Here is an 18437-nt window from a genome sequence, read left to right on the forward strand (position 1 = left end):
CTAACTTCCGGGGCGTCTTTTTCGAAAGGCCCCGGGGGTAATCCCGTTCTTGGCCTTGAACATTCGGGACAGATATGAAACGGTACCCATTCCCGTCTTTTCCGCTATCTCGGCCAAGGTGTTATTGGTGGTCAATAACAAGGTTTCCGACCGTTCTATACGAATGGTCTGGATATACTTGCTGGGCCTAATCCCGAACTTTTGTTGAAAGACCCTAGAAAAATGGTCGGAACTCAAATTGCTGTGTTTGGCTATTTGGGCAACGGTAAGGGGTTCGTGCAAATGCTCTTTAATGTAGTTCAGTACCTCATGAAAATCGTTTTTGATATTCAACTTAGAGCTTTTGCTATTCTGTATGAAGGGAGAGAGCAAGAGTTGTAAAAGCGACTGGGTTTGAATAAACGATTTTGCCGACAACAAGTCGTTAAGTTTTTCCGTGTCGGAAACAAATTTGCGGTTGTCATATATCTTAGGATCGTCTTCTATCAAATACCGTTTAGGGTGTAGGGTCAAGAGCGTCTTATAATAACCCAAATCTTGGTCGCTGGCTTCAATTTCGTACCTGAAATCCTTTATGTCGTATATCGACAGGCGATCGCCGACCTCTTCTAGAAAATGAATGTAGTACATCTCCAAATGGTCGTAACATCTATAGCGACTATACGTAAAGCTGGGAATCAAGTAGAGGTGGCCCGGCTTCAAGTCGAACTCCTCATAACTATGGAACATTTTTCCTGAACCTTTGGTAATGTAATACAGTCGGGAAAACGGACTGATGACATTGTCGTAATCCCATGAGGTGTCGAGTTTGGCGTATCCCCCATGTAAAAAAGTAAGTTTTAAAGACTGCAAGATTTTATTCATAGGCTAAATGCATTTTATCGGATATTAAATACAATTTATAGTGTGATAAAGATAGTAATAATGCTTTTAATCACTGGTTTTAAGGCGTTTTAGGGGAGAATAAAATATTTTCGCTATTTTTTTGGTCGCTGTCGAAAAGTCGGAAATGTACAATTCATAGCCTGATTTATACAAGAATTCAGCAGAGCAAATGATATAAATTTGGCAAAAACATAAATTTTGTCCTAAATAATGTTCAGATTAACAAATTATATCGTTTTTTCTTTAGCAATAATGCTATTTTCTTGTGGAGGACCTGATCTTCCTGAAGATGTAGAAGTTGCCCTTGAAAAGCTTCCGAAAAATATTGATTTCAACCAAGATGTGAAACCGATCCTTTCGGATAAATGCTTTTTGTGTCATGGTCCCGATAAGGGAAAGATCAAGGGAGGCTTGCAGTTGCACGATCCCGAGTTGGCCTATGCGGAATCTACGAATACACCGGGTCTTTTTTCCATTGTACCGGGTAAACCGGGGAAAAGTGAGGTGGTAAGGCGTATTTTGACCGACGATCCCGATTTGATTATGCCAGAGCTGTCATCGCACTTGTCCTTGACCGCATATGAGAAGGCCATGTTGATAAGGTGGATAGATGAAGGTGCCGAGTACAAAGATCATTGGGCCTTTCTTAAGCCCGAGGTAAATGAAATCCCCAAAGTGACCAAAACCGATTTTGTCCGTAATCCTATCGATAATTTCGTTCTGGCTACTTTAGAGGAAAAAAATATTTCTCCATCAAAACGGGCCGATAAAGAGGTTTTGTTGAGAAGGGCTTCCCTAGACCTGACAGGGTTGCCACCTACCATAGAAGAAATAGAGGCTTTTGTAAAAGATAACTCCCCTGATGCCTTTGAAAAACAGATAGACCGCTTGTTGGCCTCCCCGCATTACGGTGAGAAAATGACCTTGGACTGGATGGACGTTGCCCGTTACGCCGATACCCATGGGTACAGTAACGATAGATATAGGGATACTTCCCCATGGAGGGATTGGGTCATTAAGGCTTTCAATTCAAATATGCCCTATGATGAATTTTTGACCTGGCAAATTGCCGGGGACCTTTTTCCGAATGCAACAAAAGAACAAAGGTTGGCGACTACCTTCAATAGATTGCATCCCCAAAACCTGGAGGGAGGTATCATTGATGAAGAATTTAGGTCGGAATATGTGGCAGATAGAACGGCAACGGTCAGTCAGGGTGTGTTAGGACTGTCTTATGCCTGTGCCAAATGCCATGACCACAAATACGATCCTATTTCCCAAAAGGACTATTTTGAAATGTACAGTTTTTTCAACAATGTTGATGAAACAGGACTTATACCTTGGGATTTGGCGACTCCGGTTCCGGCTATGTTATTGCCTACCAAAGAACAGGAAGATGTGCTGGCCTATTTGGAGAAAATTGTAGAAGAATCGGAAGAGAAGGTCGATAGTACCGTCAAGACCGAGAGCGATAAGTTCAAAGATTGGCTGGCGAGCAATGCCTTTCAGAAGATTCCGGTACAGGACCGCCCCAAGGGATTGATCGCGGCATTTGATTTTGATGATCAGCGGCTGGTCAACAAAATAGGGGGGAATGGAAAAAATAAAATTCGAATGCGCCAGCAATTCGTCGATAACGAAAAGCCCGTGTATAAAGAAGGTGCTTCGGGCAAAGGGCTGTTTATGGATGGCGATACTTGGTTGGACCTTGATAAGATCGGAATATATAAGCGTAATGAGCCTTTTAGTGTCTCCATTAAGGTTTTTGTGCCGCAAGACCTCGAAGAAGGTGTAATCTTCCATAAGATGCAAGGTCCCGAACTGCACAGTTTTAGAGGCTACCATCTAAAGATCAAAGAGAATAGGCTAGAAGCATTGTTCGCCCATGTCTGGCCCGATAATTCAATGGTCGTAGAATCGTTGAAAGAAATTCCAAAAGAGCAATGGGTACAGCTTACCCTAACCTACGATGGATCGAGTAAGGCCAATGGAATCGGTATTTATATGGATGGCGAAAAACTGGAGACCAAGACCACTTTTGACAACCTGTATAAAGACATCGTTTTCAATAATATGAAAAACTATATCTATAAGGAAACCGTAGAACCCGGACTTAGGATCGGTGCGATATGGCGTGGAAAAGGTATAGGTAATGCCGTTGTCGATGATATCATGGTCTTTGATAGGGAGATAAGCGATATTGAAGTCATGCAGATCAGTTCTAGCGATAAGCTTAAAAACTTGGTGGCAAAGTCGAACGACCAGCTCGGCGATAAGGAAAAAGAGCAGCTCAAAACGTATTATTTGTTCAATCATTCCTCGAGTTACAATCAAGTGTTGGCAGAATTGAAGAAAGACCGAGGGGCCTTGGTAGATAGTATTGAGCCGATAAAACAGATAATGGTCATGAAAGAGCGCAAGACGCCTAGACAGACCTATATCTTGGATCGGGGCAACTACGATTCGCCTACAGATTCGGTATTTCCGAATATGCCGGAAAAAATATTCCCAATGAACGATAGCCTGCCCAAAAATAGATTGGGCTTGGCCAAATGGATTACCGATAAAAACAATCCCTTGACGGCAAGGGTTGCCGTTAACAGGTACTGGCAAAACCTGTTCGGAAGGGGCTTGGTAAAGACTTCTGAAGATTTTGGTAACCAAGGGGAATTGCCCAGTCACCCTAAACTATTGGATTGGTTGGCCATTCAATTTATGGAGTCTGATTGGGATGTTAAAGCGCTTCATAAGACGATAATGCTGTCCGCTACCTATCAACAGAGTTCGGCTATTAGCGAAGAACTTGCAAAGGTAGATATGGAAAACCAATGGTTGGCCAGGGGGCCATCAGTACGCCTGTCGGGTGAAATGTTAAGGGACAATGCGCTTTTCGCTTCCGGATTGTTGAACAAGACCATTGGCGGAAAAAGTGTTAAACCCTACCAGCCCGAGGGCCTCTGGAAAGTTAGTGGCGGTACGTATGTGCAAGATGGGGAAGAAGGACTGTACAGACGTAGTATGTATACCATATGGAAACGAACGGTGCCTAACCCGACCATCTCCACCTTTGATGCCCCGACCCGTGATTTGTGTACCAGTAGAAGGCAGAAAACGAATACGCCATTACAGGCCCTCGTAATACTGAACGACCCTACCTATATAGAGGCATCGCGTGTTCTCGGGAAGCAAATGGCCGAAGCCGATGATGTGAATGCAGGAATAGCCTTGGCCTTCAAAAAATTGACAGGTAGAAGTGTTACGGATAAGGAGCTGGGCTTGCTCGCTTCCTTACAGAGTTCGGAATACCGGAAATTCAGTGAAAATCCCAAAAAGACCAAAGGTTGGTTGCAAACCGGGGCGTTCAAGATATCGGAAGATGATGATCAAGCTTTGGTAGCCGCCAACGCCGTGGTAGCCAGTACCATTATGAATTCCGATGCCACTATAACCAAAAGATAATTTAACAACACCTAATATAGAAGAGTATGTGTAGTAATCATCAACATAGCAAATTGACCTCTACCAATGAAGATTTAAAGACCATTGAAAGGCAGTTAGATCGACGGCACTTCTTGAAAAAGACATCCCTCGGAATCGGGGCAATGGCTTTGGGCAGTTTGTTGGGGACTGAAAAAATGTTCGGAAACCTAGGTAAGGATAGCTCGCCGGAAGAAGTCCTTAAGGCATACAACAAGAACCGATTAGGCCTTCCGCACCATACCCCCAAGGCAAAGAGGATAATTTATTTGTTTCAAAGTGGAGGGCCTTCCCAAATGGACCTTTTCGATTATAAACCCAAGTTGGTGGATATGTTCGGTAAAGAACTCCCGAAATCGGTTATTGGAGGTCAGAGGCTTACCGGAATGAGCGGTAGTCAGAGTACCCTGCCCATAGCACCATCATCGTTTACGTTCAAGCAATACGGAGAGTCAAGGGCGTGGGTCAGTGATGCCATGCCGTACTTGTCGGAAGTGGTCGATGATTTGTGTTTTATAAAAAGTATGCAGACCGATCAGATCAATCATACACCTGCCATTACCTTTATGCAAACCGGAAATCAATTACCGGGTAGACCGGCCATTGGTTCTTGGCTAAGTTATGGTTTGGGCTCCGATAACGAAAACCTGCCGACCTTTATCGCCTTGGTTTCCAAGAATGGAAAAGGACAACCATTGAAGGCCAGTCTGTGGGGCAATGGATTTTTGCCAACGGAACATCAAGGGGTTCAGTTTAGGTCGGGTAAAGATCCGGTTCTCTATTTGAGCGATCCTGAAAATTACGATGGTAACGATAGAAGAGATATGCTCGATTACCTAAAACATTTAAACGAATTGCAGGGCGATGCTTATGGGGATCCCGAAATTCAATCGAGAATGACACAGTATGAAATGGCCTTCAAAATGCAGACGTCCATTCCCGAGGTGACCGACTTGTCGAAAGAACCCGAGTACATTTTTGATATGTACGGTGAAGACAGTAGGGATCCAGGTACCTATGCGGCCAACTGTTTGATGGCGCGAAAACTATTGGAAAAAGGAGTAAGGTTCGTGCAATTGTACCACCAAGGTTGGGATCAGCACAATTACTGCCCAGGTGGGGTAAAAAGCCAGTCTAAAAAAACGGACCAGGCCACGGCTGCCTTAATCAAAGATTTGAAACAACGGGGTATGTTTGAAGACACCCTAGTGGTATGGGGAGGTGAATTTGGTCGAACCGTTTACTCGCAAGGCCAGCTTACAAGTACCAACTACGGACGTGACCATCACCCGAAGGCATTTACGATGTGGATGGCCGGAGCAGGGGTGAAACCAGGTTTTACTTATGGGGCTACCGATGATTTTAGTTACAACGTAACCGCAGATCCGGTACATGTTCACGATTTTCATGCTACATTGATGCACTTGTTCGGTATAGACCACGAAAGACTGACCTTCAAGCATCAGGGTAGACGCTATCGCTTGACCGATGTACACGGTCATGTCGTCAAAGATTTATTGACATAGATTTTATTACATTTATTATAGTTTCAATATATAAACAACCTTATTTAACCACGCATTTTACATGAGCAACAGAAGGAATTTCTTAAAAAAAACCGCTTTGGGCGCTACGGCCTTATCGACCACATCATCTTTCGGATTCAATATTTTAAAGAAAACGGTATTGGAAGATCAAATTATAGGTCATGGTGATTTTAAGTATAAAGTGGTAAAAGACTGGGCACAAATGTCCGTTGCCCATAATCCTATATTGAACTGTCATGAAATGCAGATGGATAGTAAGGGGAGGTTGATCATGTTGGGAGACCATACTGATAATAATATTTTGGTCTTTGACAAATCGGGAAAACTTCTTGATTATTGGGGTACCCGTTATCCCGGTGGACACGGTCTTACCCTTCATGACGAAGGAGGAGAGGACATGTTGTATATTGTAGATTGCGGATGGTTTGTAGACCGTTCTGGAAAATGGAGCAAACAGGCCGGTACGGTGAGTAAGACCACGGTAGATGGAAGGCTCTTGTTTACCTTGCCCGACCCACATACTATAGGAGCCTATACCCAAGAGCAAGAATACCTGCCCACGGAAACAGCGGTCGGACCCAATGGGGATATCTATGTGGCCGACGGTTATGGCTCCGATTTTATTCTTCAATTCAACCATAAGGGTGAATTTATCAGAAAGTGGGGAGGCCATGATAATAAGGATAAAAATTATAACCTTCACAACGCACATGGCGTGGCCGTCGATTACCGAAATAAGAAAAATCCCGTATTGGTGGTTACTTCCCGATCGGATAAAAGTTTTAAATTTTTCACCTTGGATGGCAAGTTTATAAAAACGGTAGAATTGCCAGGGGCCTACGTTTGTCGACCAGTGCTTGACGATGATAATATTTATGCGGGGGTTTGCTGGTCGGAAAATAAGATGGGTAAGCGCTTTAGTAATTCTGGTTTTGTGACCATTATGGACGGTGAAAACAAAGTGGTTTCCAACCCGGGAGGTGATGCACCCCAGTATAAAAATGGCAAACTACAGCAAATGTACCAATCTGAAAAAGCTGTGTTCAACCATGGCCACGATGTCTTTGTCGACGAAGACAAAAACTTATATGTATGCCAATGGAACGCCAACAGGACCCCACCTATAAAACTGGAAAGGGTCTAAACAAACATTTTACTTTGGTTTTCTCGGTAGGCCATAAAACATTTGTGGTTGATAATTGATCATTTATTTCATTTTTCACCGCTAAATATGTGTAATTTTCGGATTGAAGTCTATGGCTTTGATCAAACTCATATTAACATAACCAAAAAATTAAATGCGCTGCAAAAAAAACAATGTGCTGTACGCCCTGTTACTGTTGATAGCGTTTTCTTCCTGTAAAGAGGAGAAGGCGGTAATCACCGAAAAAAAACCGAATATTATCTACATTATGGCCGATGACCATACTACCCAAGGTTTTGGTATTTACGGTAGCCGACTGGCCAGTTTAAATCCTACGCCCACCTTGGATAAGATTGCCAAGGAAGGGATGATCTTTGACAATTGCTTTGTTAGCAACTCGATATGTACCCCTAGTCGTGCCGCCATTATGACCGGTCAGAATTCCCAAATGAACGGGGTTCTCGATCTAGATGGTCGTCTTGAGCCTGCGCGTCAATTTTTGCCTATTGAAATGAAGAAATTGGGCTACCAAACGGCAATCGTAGGGAAGTGGCATTTAAAGGAAGAGCCTGCAGCTTTTGACTATTATCAAGTGTTGCCAGGGCAAGGAAAGTATTTTGATCCTGAATTTAGGGTTCGAGGTGATAAGCCGTGGCCCAACAACACGGTTAAAACAAAAGGACACTCTTCCGACATGGTAACCGATATTACCTTAGATTGGTTGAAGACCAAGAGGGATCCGAACAAACCTTTCTTTTTGGTGCATCAGTTTAAGGCTCCCCACGACGATTTTGAGAACGCCCCTCGCTATGAATCGTATTTGGCAGACACTTTTATTCCTGAACCGGAAAGTCTTTATGAAAGGGGTAACAATGGTTCCATTGCTACTCGTGGTAAAAACGATTCCTTAACTCGAATAATAGGTTCGTCAGTATCCCATAGGAACTTGATCCGTAATCAGGCGATGAACATTTATGTAGATAGTTCTATTCACCGTGCTTACCGTGATGCCGATAAAATTCGTCTTGAAGAGTACGTAAAGTGGGAGATGGACGATGAAGAGCGAAAATATACCAGTAAGGTTTACCAAGATTACGTGAAGAAGTATTTACGCTGTGTAAAAGGTGTTGATGATAACGTAAAGCGTTTAATGGACTATTTGGAGGCCGAAGGACTTATGGACAATACTATTATCGTGTATACGGGCGATCAAGGTTTTATGCTCGGGGAACATGATTTTATTGATAAAAGATGGATGTACGAAGAATCTATGCGTATGCCTTTCTTTGTGAGATACCCTGAGAAGATTAAAGCGGGAAGCCGAACGGATGCCATTATCAACAATACCGATTTTGCACCGACCCTAATTGAATTGGCAGGGGGAAGTACACCTGACTATATGCAGGGAAAAAGCTTTAAAACTATATTGGAAACAGGGAAAGAGCCTGAAGATTGGCAAAAATCGACCTATTACCGGTATTGGATGCATATGGCCCACCGCCATCAGAACCCGGCCCACTTTGGGGTGCGCACCAAAGAGTACAAGTTGATATTCTTCTATGGAAAATACTACGTTGATACGAGTGACCCGAATGCTGAATGGGATAGGGAGAACTGGGGCAACGATTTTGATACGGATACCCCTGCGGCATGGGAGTTTTACGACTTGAAGAAAGACCCCAAGGAGATGAACAATGCCTACAAAGACCCTGCTTATGCAGAGGTTATTGCAGACTTAAAGAAAGAACTGTTGAGGCTTCGTGAAGATTTGAACGAAACGGACGAGAAATATCCACATATTCAAAAAGTTATCGATGCCCACTGGAACGATTGATTAAGACTAGGGTTTAGATTAAAAAAGTCTGAGCGTAGCGGAAAATCCTATTTAGGTTTTCTACTACGCTCAGCTTATTTTTATAAGGTTTCGCTTAGAGTTTAAAGATACGCTCTAGTTCGATCCACTTTTCTCCATTTTTGGCCCATGGTAGGCTTTGTTGGTACTTCCACATCAATTGTTCCCATTCTTGTACGTCTGGGTTGTTGGCGTCCATTTCGGCTTTCCTTTGGGCATCGAAGGTTTCGTCGACCTCCATGATCATGAACATACGGTTACCGGTCAAGAAAATCTGCATATCGACAATACCGGCATCTTTAATGCTTTTTGTTATGGCCGGTCGGGCATTGCCCTCGGCATGGTATTCTTTGTATTCGGCAATGAGTTGAGGGTCGTCTTTAAGATCGCAAGAGTAGCAATAACGTTTTGTTTTCATTTTAGGCAATTTTTGATTGGGTTACTTTAAAGGCATACATTCCGTAGAAGGCAACAAAAAGTAGGCATATCATTGGCAATAGGAAGGAGAAATGAATTTCGGTGATGTTTCCGGCTATTTTATCGCCAAAAACTTCTTGGCCATTTACGGTATCCCCAAAATCCATTATACTGGCTTGAAGCTTTGGTAAAAAAGCCCCTCCTACAATCGCCATAATAAGTCCTGATGAGGCCAATTTGGCTTCTTCTCCCATATCTTTAAGTGCGAGACCGTAAATGGTAGGGAACATAATCGACATGAATACCGATACCAAAACCAAAAAGACCAAGCTTAGGATGCCTGTGGTCATAATAATTCCTCCGCACATCAAGGCAGCCGCAACCCCAAAATAGGCCAACATCTTGGCAGGGTTTATTTTTTTCATCAAGGCCGTTCCGATAAAACGCGTGGTTACAAAGGAAACCATGGCGGTAATATTCCACCAAGTGGCATCTACACCTAAATTTTGAGATTCGTTCAGGTATTCTACCAATTGGAAAATAGCCGTCCAACACATAATTTGGGCGCCTACATAGAACATTTGCGCTATTACCCCCAATAAAAAGGTCTTACTTTTAAAAATACGGTTTACCGATTCTTTAACGGATAGATGGTCGCCCATGACCATGGCAGGAATTTTGGTTTTCCAAATAACAAAAAAGACCAAGGCCACAAAGACCCCTACGGCTATATAGGGCCCACTAATGATATTTAAGTCAAAAGCTTTGATTTCCGCGGCTTTTTCCGCCCCTAAGGCAACGATTTCCGAACTATCGGCATAATCGGCCGAGAGAATGCGGTCGAGCACCACGAATTTGGCAATGAGCATTCCTGTCAACGAACCGATAGGGTTGAACGATTGGGCCAAATTTAATCTTTGGGTGGCCGTTTCCTTATCGCCCATGGAGAGTATCAAGGGGTTGGATGTGGTTTCCAAAAATCCTAATCCACAAGTAATTACGAATAGAGAGATCAGAAAGTAAGTATATGATCCGTTTTCCGCTGCCGGATAGAATAGAATGGCACCTAGGGCATAAAGGGCCAAACCGAGGAGGAGGCCTGATTTATAACTGAACCTTCGAATGAACAATGCGGCGGGAATAGCCATAACACCGTAGCCAAAATAAAATGCAAATTGTACATTGTAGGCCTCTTCGTTAGATAAGATCATTACCTTTTTAAAGGCGGCTACCATTGGATTCGTCAAATCATTGGCAAAACCCCAAAGCGCAAAAATTGAGGTTGCCGCAATAAAGGGTACTAGCAAGTTCTTGGGAACTACAGGTATCTTGGTGTTTTTTGTCATGGTTCTATTTTTAAGTTGGGTTGTTTAATCTTCGGTAAGTAAGGAACGGTCTAAATGCACATAGCCGCCATCGACAAAAATAAATTGGCCTGTGGTATGTGATGACCTGCTGGAAATGGTAAACAAGCAAGTATCGGCTATTTCATCGGTACTCGTCATTCGGTTTTCCAATGGGATTTTCTTGACGATAGACTGCAATTTTTCTTCACCATTGGGTAAGGTTTTTATCCAAGTATCGTATGAAGGGGTCCAGCTTTCGGCAATAATGATGGCATTTGAGCGAATTCCGTGTTTGACCAGGTCAACGGCCCATTCACGGGTGAGTCCGAGTACCCCGCCTTTGGAAGCTGCGTAACCAGAGGTTCTTCCTTGACCGGTAAGGGCCACCTTGGAACCTATGTTCAGAATGTTCCCTTTCGACTTTATCAATAGGGGCAAGGCATGTTTGACAATAAGAAAATAACTTACCATATTGAGTTTAAGCGAATCCATAAACTCTTCATAGCTGGCATCAAGGCCAACACCGTCGTTTACTCCCACATTATTGATGACCGCATCGATACGGCCATATTTTTTGGCGATAGTATTTACGGCATTTTCAATTTGTTGTGGATCGGTAACATCGGTCTGGCAGAAAATGGCATCGATACCTTTGGCCTGAATTTTTTCTATATAACCAAAGCCTCTGGCATTACGGTCGATTACCGCAGGGATGGCGCCTTCTTCGGCCAAACGTTGTAATATGGTCTCACCTATACTGCCTTCCTTTCCGGCAGCTCCACTGATTACCACTACCTTTCCTTTTAAATTTAAATCCATTTGTTCTTTATTTTTATTACTGCCGTGAATACATTTTTTCGGGTCTTTAATAGTAGGTGTCCCGTTTGTATTGTTTGGACAATGGGGTTTATAAGTTATAGAATGCCTCTGCGTTGGCACCCATGATCATTTGTTGGTCTTCTTCGCCAAGGGTTGAAATAAAATCGGTTACGACACCCTTTACTTGGCCGTAATTACCGGCGACCAGGCATACGGGCCAGTCAGACCCGAACATAACACGTTCGCTACCGAAGGCTTCAAGTACCAAATGCATATAGGGGTGCAGTTGCTCGGGAGTCCATGAGTTATAATCGGCTTCCGTAATCATGCCCGATAGCTTACAGCATACGTTTTCTTGTTTTCCTATTTCCTTCATCAATGAGGCCCAACCATCGTAAAATCCGTCTTTGATGTAAGGCTTCGCGATATGGTCAATAACAAATCTCTGGTTCGGAAACTTTCTGACGAACTCCAATACAGCCCCTAATTGATGGGGGAAGACCAGAATATCGTAAGTGTAACCGTATTTTTCCAACAATGAAATTCCCCTTAGGAAATTAGGTCGGAGTAAAAAATTATGATCAGCTTCACCTTGTACCACATGCCTCCATCCTTTCAAGAATTGCTCGCTACTGTACTTTTCCAAGACGGAATCGATATGCCCTGACCGAAGGTCTGCCCATCCGACAACCCCTTTGATAAAATCGTTCTGTTTGGCCAGTTCCAGTAAAAAATCGGTTTCTTCAAGGGTTTGGTCGGCCTGTACGGCAACACAACCATCAATTCCATTTTCCTGATATACCTTTTTTAGGTCTTCAGGAAGAAAATCTTTGCGAATGGACGACATTTCGTCATCGATCCAGGAGTGTTTGACCGCTTCGTAATTCCAAAAATGTTGGTGACTATCTATTGTCATTTTTCACTTTTTTAAACAAGGTTTAGGTTATAGCTTTCTCAAGCAAGAAACAATTCCCTCGGCTTCTATATTTTGTATGTTCCCGGCAATACGGTTTGCCAAACCTTTTATTTGGGTCAGGTCTTCCCCCCAAATGGTTTCGTTTTTAAGTACGGTCTCAACAAAATCAATTAGGTTGGAAGTGCCGTCATCCACTTTTTTCCATTCCGAATCGAAGAAAGCAAGAACCGCCTTATCGTCGTTAAGCTTGATAGTTTCTCCCTTGAATTCCCCCTTGTAAAAACGGAGCAAAGCCGAAAGTCCGAATACGATACGCTTTGGCAATTGGCCTTGGGTATTGTAATAGTCCTTTAAGGTGGGTAACAGGCGGGCAACGAACTTTGACGTACTGTTTAAGGAAATACTGATGAGCTGGTGTTTCAACAGTGGGTTTCTAAAACGATCGAGTACGTCGGCAACAAACTTGTTTTTTACCGCATTGGGAAAGTTAAGTGTTTGGGCAGCTTCCTCTAAAAGAAGGCTTTCCACAAAATGGCTTACATCTTTGTCTTCCATGGCCTCTTTTACAAAACGGATGCCGGCCAAATAGCCCACTGGCACCATCGAGGTATGGGCACCGTTCAAGATGCGTACTTTCATCTCGCGATAGGGGGCGAGGTCTTCTACAAATTCTACATTGAGGTCGGTTTCGGCAAAGGGAAGTTCTTTTTGTACGGCTTCATCGGCCTGAATGACCCAACTGTGGTAATATTCCCCGGCTACCAAAAGTTCATCGTTATAGCCTAGTTCTTTTTCAATTTCATCGGCGCGGTCGGTAGGGTAGCCCGAAACGATGCGGTCTACCAAAGTACTGCAGAAATGGTTGGCCGTAAGGACCCAATTTTTGAAATCATCATCTAGGTTCCAATGGTCGGCATATTGTAGAACGGTCTTTTTTAGTGCGGTTCCGTTGTCTTCGATCAATTCGCAAGGTAGTAGAATACAGCCTTTATCGATCTCGCCCTTAAAATGTTTAAACCGATGGTAAAGCCAAACGGTCAACTTGGCGGGAAATTCCCTCGGCGGGTTGACATCGAACTTATCGTCGGCATTGAACTTGATTCCGGCTTCCGTGGTGTTTGAAACCACAAAGCGCAAATCTTCGTTTTCCGCTAGTTTTAAATAGCCGGCCCATTCGTTATAGGAATGGATTACACTTTGAACCTCGGTAACCAGGGTTTTTTCGGCCACCAGTTTTCCGTTCTTTATGCCGTCTAGAACGACCGTAAAAAGGCCGTCCTGATCCTTTAATTCTGAATAATCGCCTCCAGCGGTAGGTTTTATGATGGCTATGTCACCGTTGAAATCGGTTTCTTGGTTGAGTACGTGTACCATCCAATCAACGAAGGCCCGCAAAAAATTGCCACCCCCAAATTGCATGACCTTGATAGGACGTTGAATTCTGTTAGGTGTGGTCGTATGGTTTAAAATGTGCATTAATTAGCTTTTTGTTAAATTGGTTTTAGTTGCGATGATCACAGTGAGATACCTCTTTTCCAAGGAATAAAGTCCTCTTGGCCCAATCGTACGGCGGCGGGAACAATTTCCCCACTCGCTACCTTGATGATATAGTCGAGCAGTTCTTCGCCTTTGGTTTCTATGGTATCCTCGCCCGTAATGACCGTTCCGGTATTAAAATCGATAATGTCTTTCATTCGTTCGCTCAGGGCGTTGTTGCTCGACAATTTGATGACGGGGGCGATCGGGTTTCCTGTTGGGGTGCCTAGGCCTGTAGTAAAGCAAATAACATTACAGCCCGATCCCGCAAGGCCCGTGGTGCTTTCCACATCGTTCCCCGGTGTACATAACAGGTTGAGTCCTTTTTTCTTTACGGGCTCGGTATAGTCAAGTACATCGGTTACGGGGCTGGTGCCTCCTTTTTTTGCGGCACCGGCAGATTTCATGGCATCGGTAATGAGGCCGTCCTTAATATTTCCTGGCGAGGGATTGTTTTCGAATCCAGAACCAACCGATACGGCCTTTTCTGAATAGGCCCGCATTAATTTTGCGAACTTTTCGGCATTTTCCTCGGTTTGGCAGCGGTTGATCAATTCTTGTTCGACCCCGTTCAGTTCAGGAAATTCAGAAAGTACCGTAGTCGCGCCTAAGCCGACCAATAGGTCGGAGGCGTAGCCCAAAGAGGGGTTTGCCGAGATACCTGAAAAACCATCGGATCCGCCACATTCCAGGCCTAAGACCAGTTGGCTTACGGGAGCTGGTTTTCTTTCGGTTTTATTGGCTTCGATCAGGCCTAAAAAGGTCTTTTTTACGGCCTCTTCTATAAACTGTCGCTCGCCCGCACTTTTTTGCTGTTCTAGCACATACAGCGGTTTTTTGAAATTGGGATCGCGTTTGGCGATGGCCTCTTCAAGCAACTTGAATTGGGCATTCTGGCAACCAAGGCTTAAAATGGTCGCGCCCGCCGTGTTAGGGTGGGTGATGTAACCGGCCAAAAGGTTGCAAAGCGTTTCGGAATCTTGGCGTATGCCGCCGCATCCACCGTCATGGTTTAAAAACTTGATGCCGTCAACATTCGGGAAGGTTCGGTTTTGCTTAATTTCCTCCGGAGTCTTGATGATATCCGAAGCCAAGAGTTCATTTTCGGAAGCCCCGTTTTTATATTGGTCGACAAGAATTTCGGTATCGACCACAAAATCGGTAGCCGTATGGTAGCCGAGTGATTTCAAAAGGGCGGATTTCATGACATCGACATTTCGGTTTTCACAAAAAACCAAGGGGATGACCAGCCAATGATTGGCCGTACCCACACTACCGTCGGCTCTGTGATATCCGTTGAAGGTAGCATCTTTCCATTTGCTGACATCCGGGGCCTTCCAGCTCAGTTTCTCTTGGCCTACTTCGTATTCCGAAGAGGCATGGACCACATTTTCGGTGGTTATGGTTTCGCCTTTTGCAATAGGTTTGGTGGCTTTGCCGACCAAGGAACCGTACATGAAAATGCTATCGCCGGGCTTGAGGCTGCAAATGGTGAATTTATGTTTGGCCTTGACCTTGTCGGTCAATTGAAAACGGTCGTTGTTATGTTCTATATCAGAACCTTTGGGAAGGTCCGTAAGTGCAGCCAGAACGTTATCTTCTGGGTGTATTTGCAAAAATTGCTTTGACATTGTTCTTTGCTTTTGTCCGTGCTTAAATGCGATTCGTTTATTCGAAATCAACGGTAGCCTTGATCACTCCGTTCGCCGGGTCTAGCCAGCCATCGAAATTGGCGATCATTTCGGTGTAAGGAACATTGTGCGTAATAAAGGAATCGATGGGAAACTCACCTTTTTCCAAAACGGAGATGACATGTTCGAAGTCTTCCAAAGTGGCATTTCTACTGCACATAATGGTCGTTTCCTTTGCGTGTATCTTAGGGTGGGTGAATACCAATTCACCTTTAGAGAGTCCCACCAATATGTACCTTCCTCCGTGTGACATGTAATCGGGGCCGGCTTCAAGGGCTCCTTTATGGCCCGTGGCATCAAAAACAGCTGTGGCTAGATCGCCCTTGGTGATTTCCGAAACTTGGTCTACGGCATCTTTTCCTCCTAAAACTACATAATCGACACCGATATCGTTTTTAGCGTAATCTAAGCGTTGTTGGTTCATATCTATGGCTATTACTTTGGCCCCTGCAATTTGCGCGAGCTTCATGATGCCGATTCCGATAGGTCCACAACCCACTACAACTATGGTTTCGCCAGGTTTTATACCGGCACGTCGAATGGCGTGTGCCCCGATCGCCAAAGGTTCGACAACGGCCATTTGGTCGTCGGTCAACTGTTGTGCGGGGATAAGTAGATTGGTAGGTACGGTAATTTTCTCTTGCATCCCTCCATCGGTGTGAACTCCCAAAACTTGGATATTCGTGCAACAGTTGGTCTTTCCGTTTCTGCAGGCGATACAGGTGCCGCAACTTACATAGGGCATGACGACCACATTGTCGCCCGCTTTGATACCTTGAGGATTCTCATCTATTTCAACTACTTGCGTAGCCAATTCGTGACCTAGAATTCTCGGGTAGGTAAAAAATGCCTGGTTGCCCGCATAAGCATGTAGGTCTGTACCACAAATACCTACCTTTTTCACTTTCAATATGGCTTCGCCGGATTTTCTTGTCGGTTCTTCTTTTTCTTTAAGAATGAACTCGCCCGGTTTTTCACATACAATGTACTTCATGTGTTTAATCTGTTTTTGGTCACATTTATATTAAAACAATCTCTTTCCTTTTAGTAGTATCCCTAAATAAGGGAAATACCCTATTCACTATGGTGTATTACTGAAAAAGAGCGCACCGTGACTGGTGCGCTCCTAAAATTAAAAAAACTAACTCAACTAACTTCTTTATTACAGTGCTATAACGATATTTCCAGTACGTGTGCAAATTCTCCCGTCTTCGGCCCTAGGTCCGAAATGCTGAGGCCAGCGTCATTTACTTCAAATTCTATTTTGCTGTCGCTACCTAAGAGTCTTACGTTTTTGATATTCAAATCCTTACCGTGTTCACTGGATTTTCCCAATGATTCTATGTTGACCTTATTGCCTTCCGGCCATTCCATCATGATCGCATACAGTTTGTCGCCCTTCTTTGTAAAGCGAATATCCTGACCTGTGAATCCTTTGTTTTGTCCTTCGCTGTGATGGCCTTTTTTGACTTCTGTGGGGCCTTCACCGAAAGTGCTCCAGTATTCCGTATCGTAAATCGCTTCACCGTTTACGTTTAACCAATCTCCGATTTGGAACAATATTTCTTTTTGGTCTTCCGGGATGGTACCATCTGCTTTCGGACCTACATTAAGTAAAAGGTTTCCGTTCTTGGATACGATATCGACTAGGTCGTCGACGAGGCTATTGGCCGTGCGTGATTCCCAGTTGGTTACGTAACACCAAGAATTCTTTCCGATAGAAGTGTCGGTCTGCCAAGGGAGCTTTCGAATACCGGGAAGCTTTCCACGTTCCAAATCGTAGATTACGGTACCTTCAGGAAAGGCTTCATGATCAAAGTTCTTATCGTTTATTACCACTTCTTTGCCCCATTCCAGTCCTTTGTTATAATAGTATGCCGCAATTTTAGGACGGTATTCCTTATAGTCGGGTATATCAAGGTAGAAATCGAACCAAAGGATGTCCGGTTGATAGTTGTCGATAAGGTCGACCGTTCTGTCCCACCACATTTTCTTGAATTCTTCCGATACGGGCTCGGTCAGGTCTTTTCCTTTAGGGGAATAGAGGTCGGCGTATTCCGGGTCGGTAGTGTCAAACTTGTCTTTTTTATTATAGAATGACCAGTTGAAGGCATAGTGGGATGAAGCCCCCATAATCATACCCTGGGCACGGCCTTCCTTAAAAAGCTCGCCCAAAACATCACGTTTAGGCCCCATATCAACGGCATTCCATCGGGTCGTATTCGATTTGTACATGGCAAAACCATCATGATGATCGGCCACGGGAATCACATATTTGGCTCCGGATTTCTTGAAAATATCGATCCATTCCTTGGCATCGAACTTTTCGGCCTTGAACATGGGTATAAAATCTTTGTAACCAAATTCCTTTTGGTCCCCGTATGTCTTTTTATGGTGTAAATATGTTGCATTAGGCCCTTTTTGCCCCAATTTCAATTGGGCGCTGAAGGTGGCGGTATCCATATACATCTGGCGTGGGTACCATTCCGATCCATAGGCAGGTACCGAATAGGCCCCCCAGTGAATGAAAATACCAAATTTGCTGTCGTTGAACCATTCGGGGTCTTTATAATGTTTTTTAATAGATTCCCAATTCGGTTCAAATTTGACCGCAGTTTCTTGGGGAATGTCCCCTTCTTTTTTCTTTTCGGCTTTCGACCCACATGAGGTGAGTAGGATGCCCGTCATTAAAAGTGTAAAAATTCTATACATTAGAATACTTTAAAAGGTTGGTTTACGCGATAAATAATTGATGCGATAAATGAGTGGCTAAGTTGCAACATAATGGGAAAAATGATAGTGCGAAT

At 43.9% G+C, this 18437-nt stretch carries 13 protein-coding genes; 4 read left to right on the plus strand and 9 right to left on the minus strand.

What is annotated here, in order from left to right:
* Entirely contained in the window at positions 1-864 is an 864-nt protein-coding gene (locus tag B4Q04_RS13950) for a helix-turn-helix domain-containing protein (RefSeq protein WP_013996014.1), read from the minus strand.
* Between the two features lie 231 nt (positions 865-1095).
* Here B4Q04_RS13950 and B4Q04_RS13955 point away from each other — a divergent pair, with 231 nt between their 5' ends.
* The 4 genes from B4Q04_RS13955 to B4Q04_RS13970 all read left to right on the plus strand — a co-directional run bounded on the left by B4Q04_RS13955 (position 1096) and on the right by B4Q04_RS13970 (position 8887).
* Positions 1096-4344 carry a DUF1553 domain-containing protein gene (locus tag B4Q04_RS13955; protein ID WP_013996012.1) on the plus strand — a complete coding sequence of 1083 codons (3249 nt, stop codon included), beginning with the start codon at positions 1096-1098 and terminating at the stop codon, positions 4342-4344.
* A 26-nt stretch (positions 4345-4370) separates the two neighbouring features.
* Positions 4371-5888 (plus strand): DUF1501 domain-containing protein, encoded by a 1518-nt coding sequence (locus B4Q04_RS13960; protein WP_088697141.1) that lies wholly within the window; start codon positions 4371-4373, stop codon positions 5886-5888.
* Positions 5889-5949: 61 nt separating this feature from the next.
* Positions 5950-7053 carry a 6-bladed beta-propeller gene (locus B4Q04_RS13965; RefSeq protein ID WP_088697142.1) on the plus strand — a complete coding sequence of 368 codons (1104 nt, stop codon included), beginning with the start codon at positions 5950-5952 and terminating at the stop codon, positions 7051-7053.
* A gap of 154 nt (positions 7054-7207) precedes the next feature.
* Complete coding sequence (locus B4Q04_RS13970) at positions 7208-8887, plus strand: sulfatase (protein WP_088697143.1); 1680 nt, start codon at positions 7208-7210, stop codon at positions 8885-8887.
* A 94-nt stretch (positions 8888-8981) separates the two neighbouring features.
* On the opposite strand, the gene B4Q04_RS13975 is transcribed toward B4Q04_RS13970, so the two are convergent.
* From B4Q04_RS13975 to B4Q04_RS14010, 8 genes are all read right to left on the minus strand, one after another.
* On the minus strand, positions 8982-9323 hold the full coding sequence (locus tag B4Q04_RS13975; protein WP_013996008.1) for an L-rhamnose mutarotase: 342 nt from the start codon (positions 9321-9323) through the stop codon (positions 8982-8984).
* A 1-nt stretch (position 9324) separates the two neighbouring features.
* Entirely contained in the window at positions 9325-10668 is a 1344-nt protein-coding gene (fucP, locus tag B4Q04_RS13980; RefSeq protein WP_013996007.1) for an L-fucose:H+ symporter permease, read from the minus strand.
* Between the two features lie 24 nt (positions 10669-10692).
* Complete coding sequence (locus B4Q04_RS13985; protein ID WP_013996006.1) at positions 10693-11487, minus strand: SDR family oxidoreductase; 795 nt, start codon at positions 11485-11487, stop codon at positions 10693-10695.
* Positions 11488-11575: 88 nt separating this feature from the next.
* Positions 11576-12403, minus strand: coding sequence for an amidohydrolase family protein (locus B4Q04_RS13990; protein ID WP_013996005.1), 828 nt, complete (start codon positions 12401-12403; stop codon positions 11576-11578).
* A 27-nt stretch (positions 12404-12430) separates the two neighbouring features.
* Positions 12431-13879, minus strand: coding sequence for a tagaturonate reductase (locus tag B4Q04_RS13995; protein WP_013996004.1), 1449 nt, complete (start codon positions 13877-13879; stop codon positions 12431-12433).
* A 38-nt stretch (positions 13880-13917) separates the two neighbouring features.
* Positions 13918-15570, minus strand: coding sequence for a UxaA family hydrolase (locus B4Q04_RS14000; RefSeq protein ID WP_013996003.1), 1653 nt, complete (start codon positions 15568-15570; stop codon positions 13918-13920).
* Between the two features lie 37 nt (positions 15571-15607).
* Positions 15608-16624 carry a zinc-binding alcohol dehydrogenase family protein gene (locus B4Q04_RS14005; protein ID WP_013996002.1) on the minus strand — a complete coding sequence of 339 codons (1017 nt, stop codon included), beginning with the start codon at positions 16622-16624 and terminating at the stop codon, positions 15608-15610.
* Positions 16625-16800: 176 nt separating this feature from the next.
* Positions 16801-18342 carry an alpha-L-fucosidase gene (locus B4Q04_RS14010; protein WP_013996001.1) on the minus strand — a complete coding sequence of 514 codons (1542 nt, stop codon included), beginning with the start codon at positions 18340-18342 and terminating at the stop codon, positions 16801-16803.
* Positions 18343-18437 lie beyond the last annotated feature (95 nt).

It is taken from the genome of Zobellia sp. OII3, from assembly GCF_002211465.1.
GTDB lineage: Bacteria > Bacteroidota > Bacteroidia > Flavobacteriales > Flavobacteriaceae > Zobellia > Zobellia galactanivorans.

Coding starts and splice junctions, on each gene's coding strand:
- B4Q04_RS13950 (WP_013996014.1), bottom strand. CDS start 864: ATGAATAAAATCTTGCAGTCTTTAAAACTTACTTTTTTACATGGGGGA.
- B4Q04_RS14005 (WP_013996002.1), bottom strand. CDS start 16,624: ATGAAGTACATTGTATGTGAAAAACCGGGCGAGTTCATTCTTAAAGAA.
- B4Q04_RS14000 (WP_013996003.1), bottom strand. CDS start 15,570: ATGTCAAAGCAATTTTTGCAAATACACCCAGAAGATAACGTTCTGGCT.
- B4Q04_RS13975 (WP_013996008.1), bottom strand. CDS start 9,323: ATGAAAACAAAACGTTATTGCTACTCTTGCGATCTTAAAGACGACCCT.
- B4Q04_RS13995 (WP_013996004.1), bottom strand. CDS start 13,879: ATGCACATTTTAAACCATACGACCACACCTAACAGAATTCAACGTCCT.
- B4Q04_RS13990 (WP_013996005.1), bottom strand. CDS start 12,403: ATGACAATAGATAGTCACCAACATTTTTGGAATTACGAAGCGGTCAAA.
- B4Q04_RS13970 (WP_088697143.1), top strand. CDS start 7,208: ATGCGCTGCAAAAAAAACAATGTGCTGTACGCCCTGTTACTGTTGATA.
- B4Q04_RS13985 (WP_013996006.1), bottom strand. CDS start 11,487: ATGGATTTAAATTTAAAAGGAAAGGTAGTGGTAATCAGTGGAGCTGCC.
- B4Q04_RS13960 (WP_088697141.1), top strand. CDS start 4,371: ATGTGTAGTAATCATCAACATAGCAAATTGACCTCTACCAATGAAGAT.
- fucP (WP_013996007.1), bottom strand. CDS start 10,668: ATGACAAAAAACACCAAGATACCTGTAGTTCCCAAGAACTTGCTAGTA.
- B4Q04_RS13955 (WP_013996012.1), top strand. CDS start 1,096: ATGTTCAGATTAACAAATTATATCGTTTTTTCTTTAGCAATAATGCTA.
- B4Q04_RS13965 (WP_088697142.1), top strand. CDS start 5,950: ATGAGCAACAGAAGGAATTTCTTAAAAAAAACCGCTTTGGGCGCTACG.
- B4Q04_RS14010 (WP_013996001.1), bottom strand. CDS start 18,342: ATGTATAGAATTTTTACACTTTTAATGACGGGCATCCTACTCACCTCA.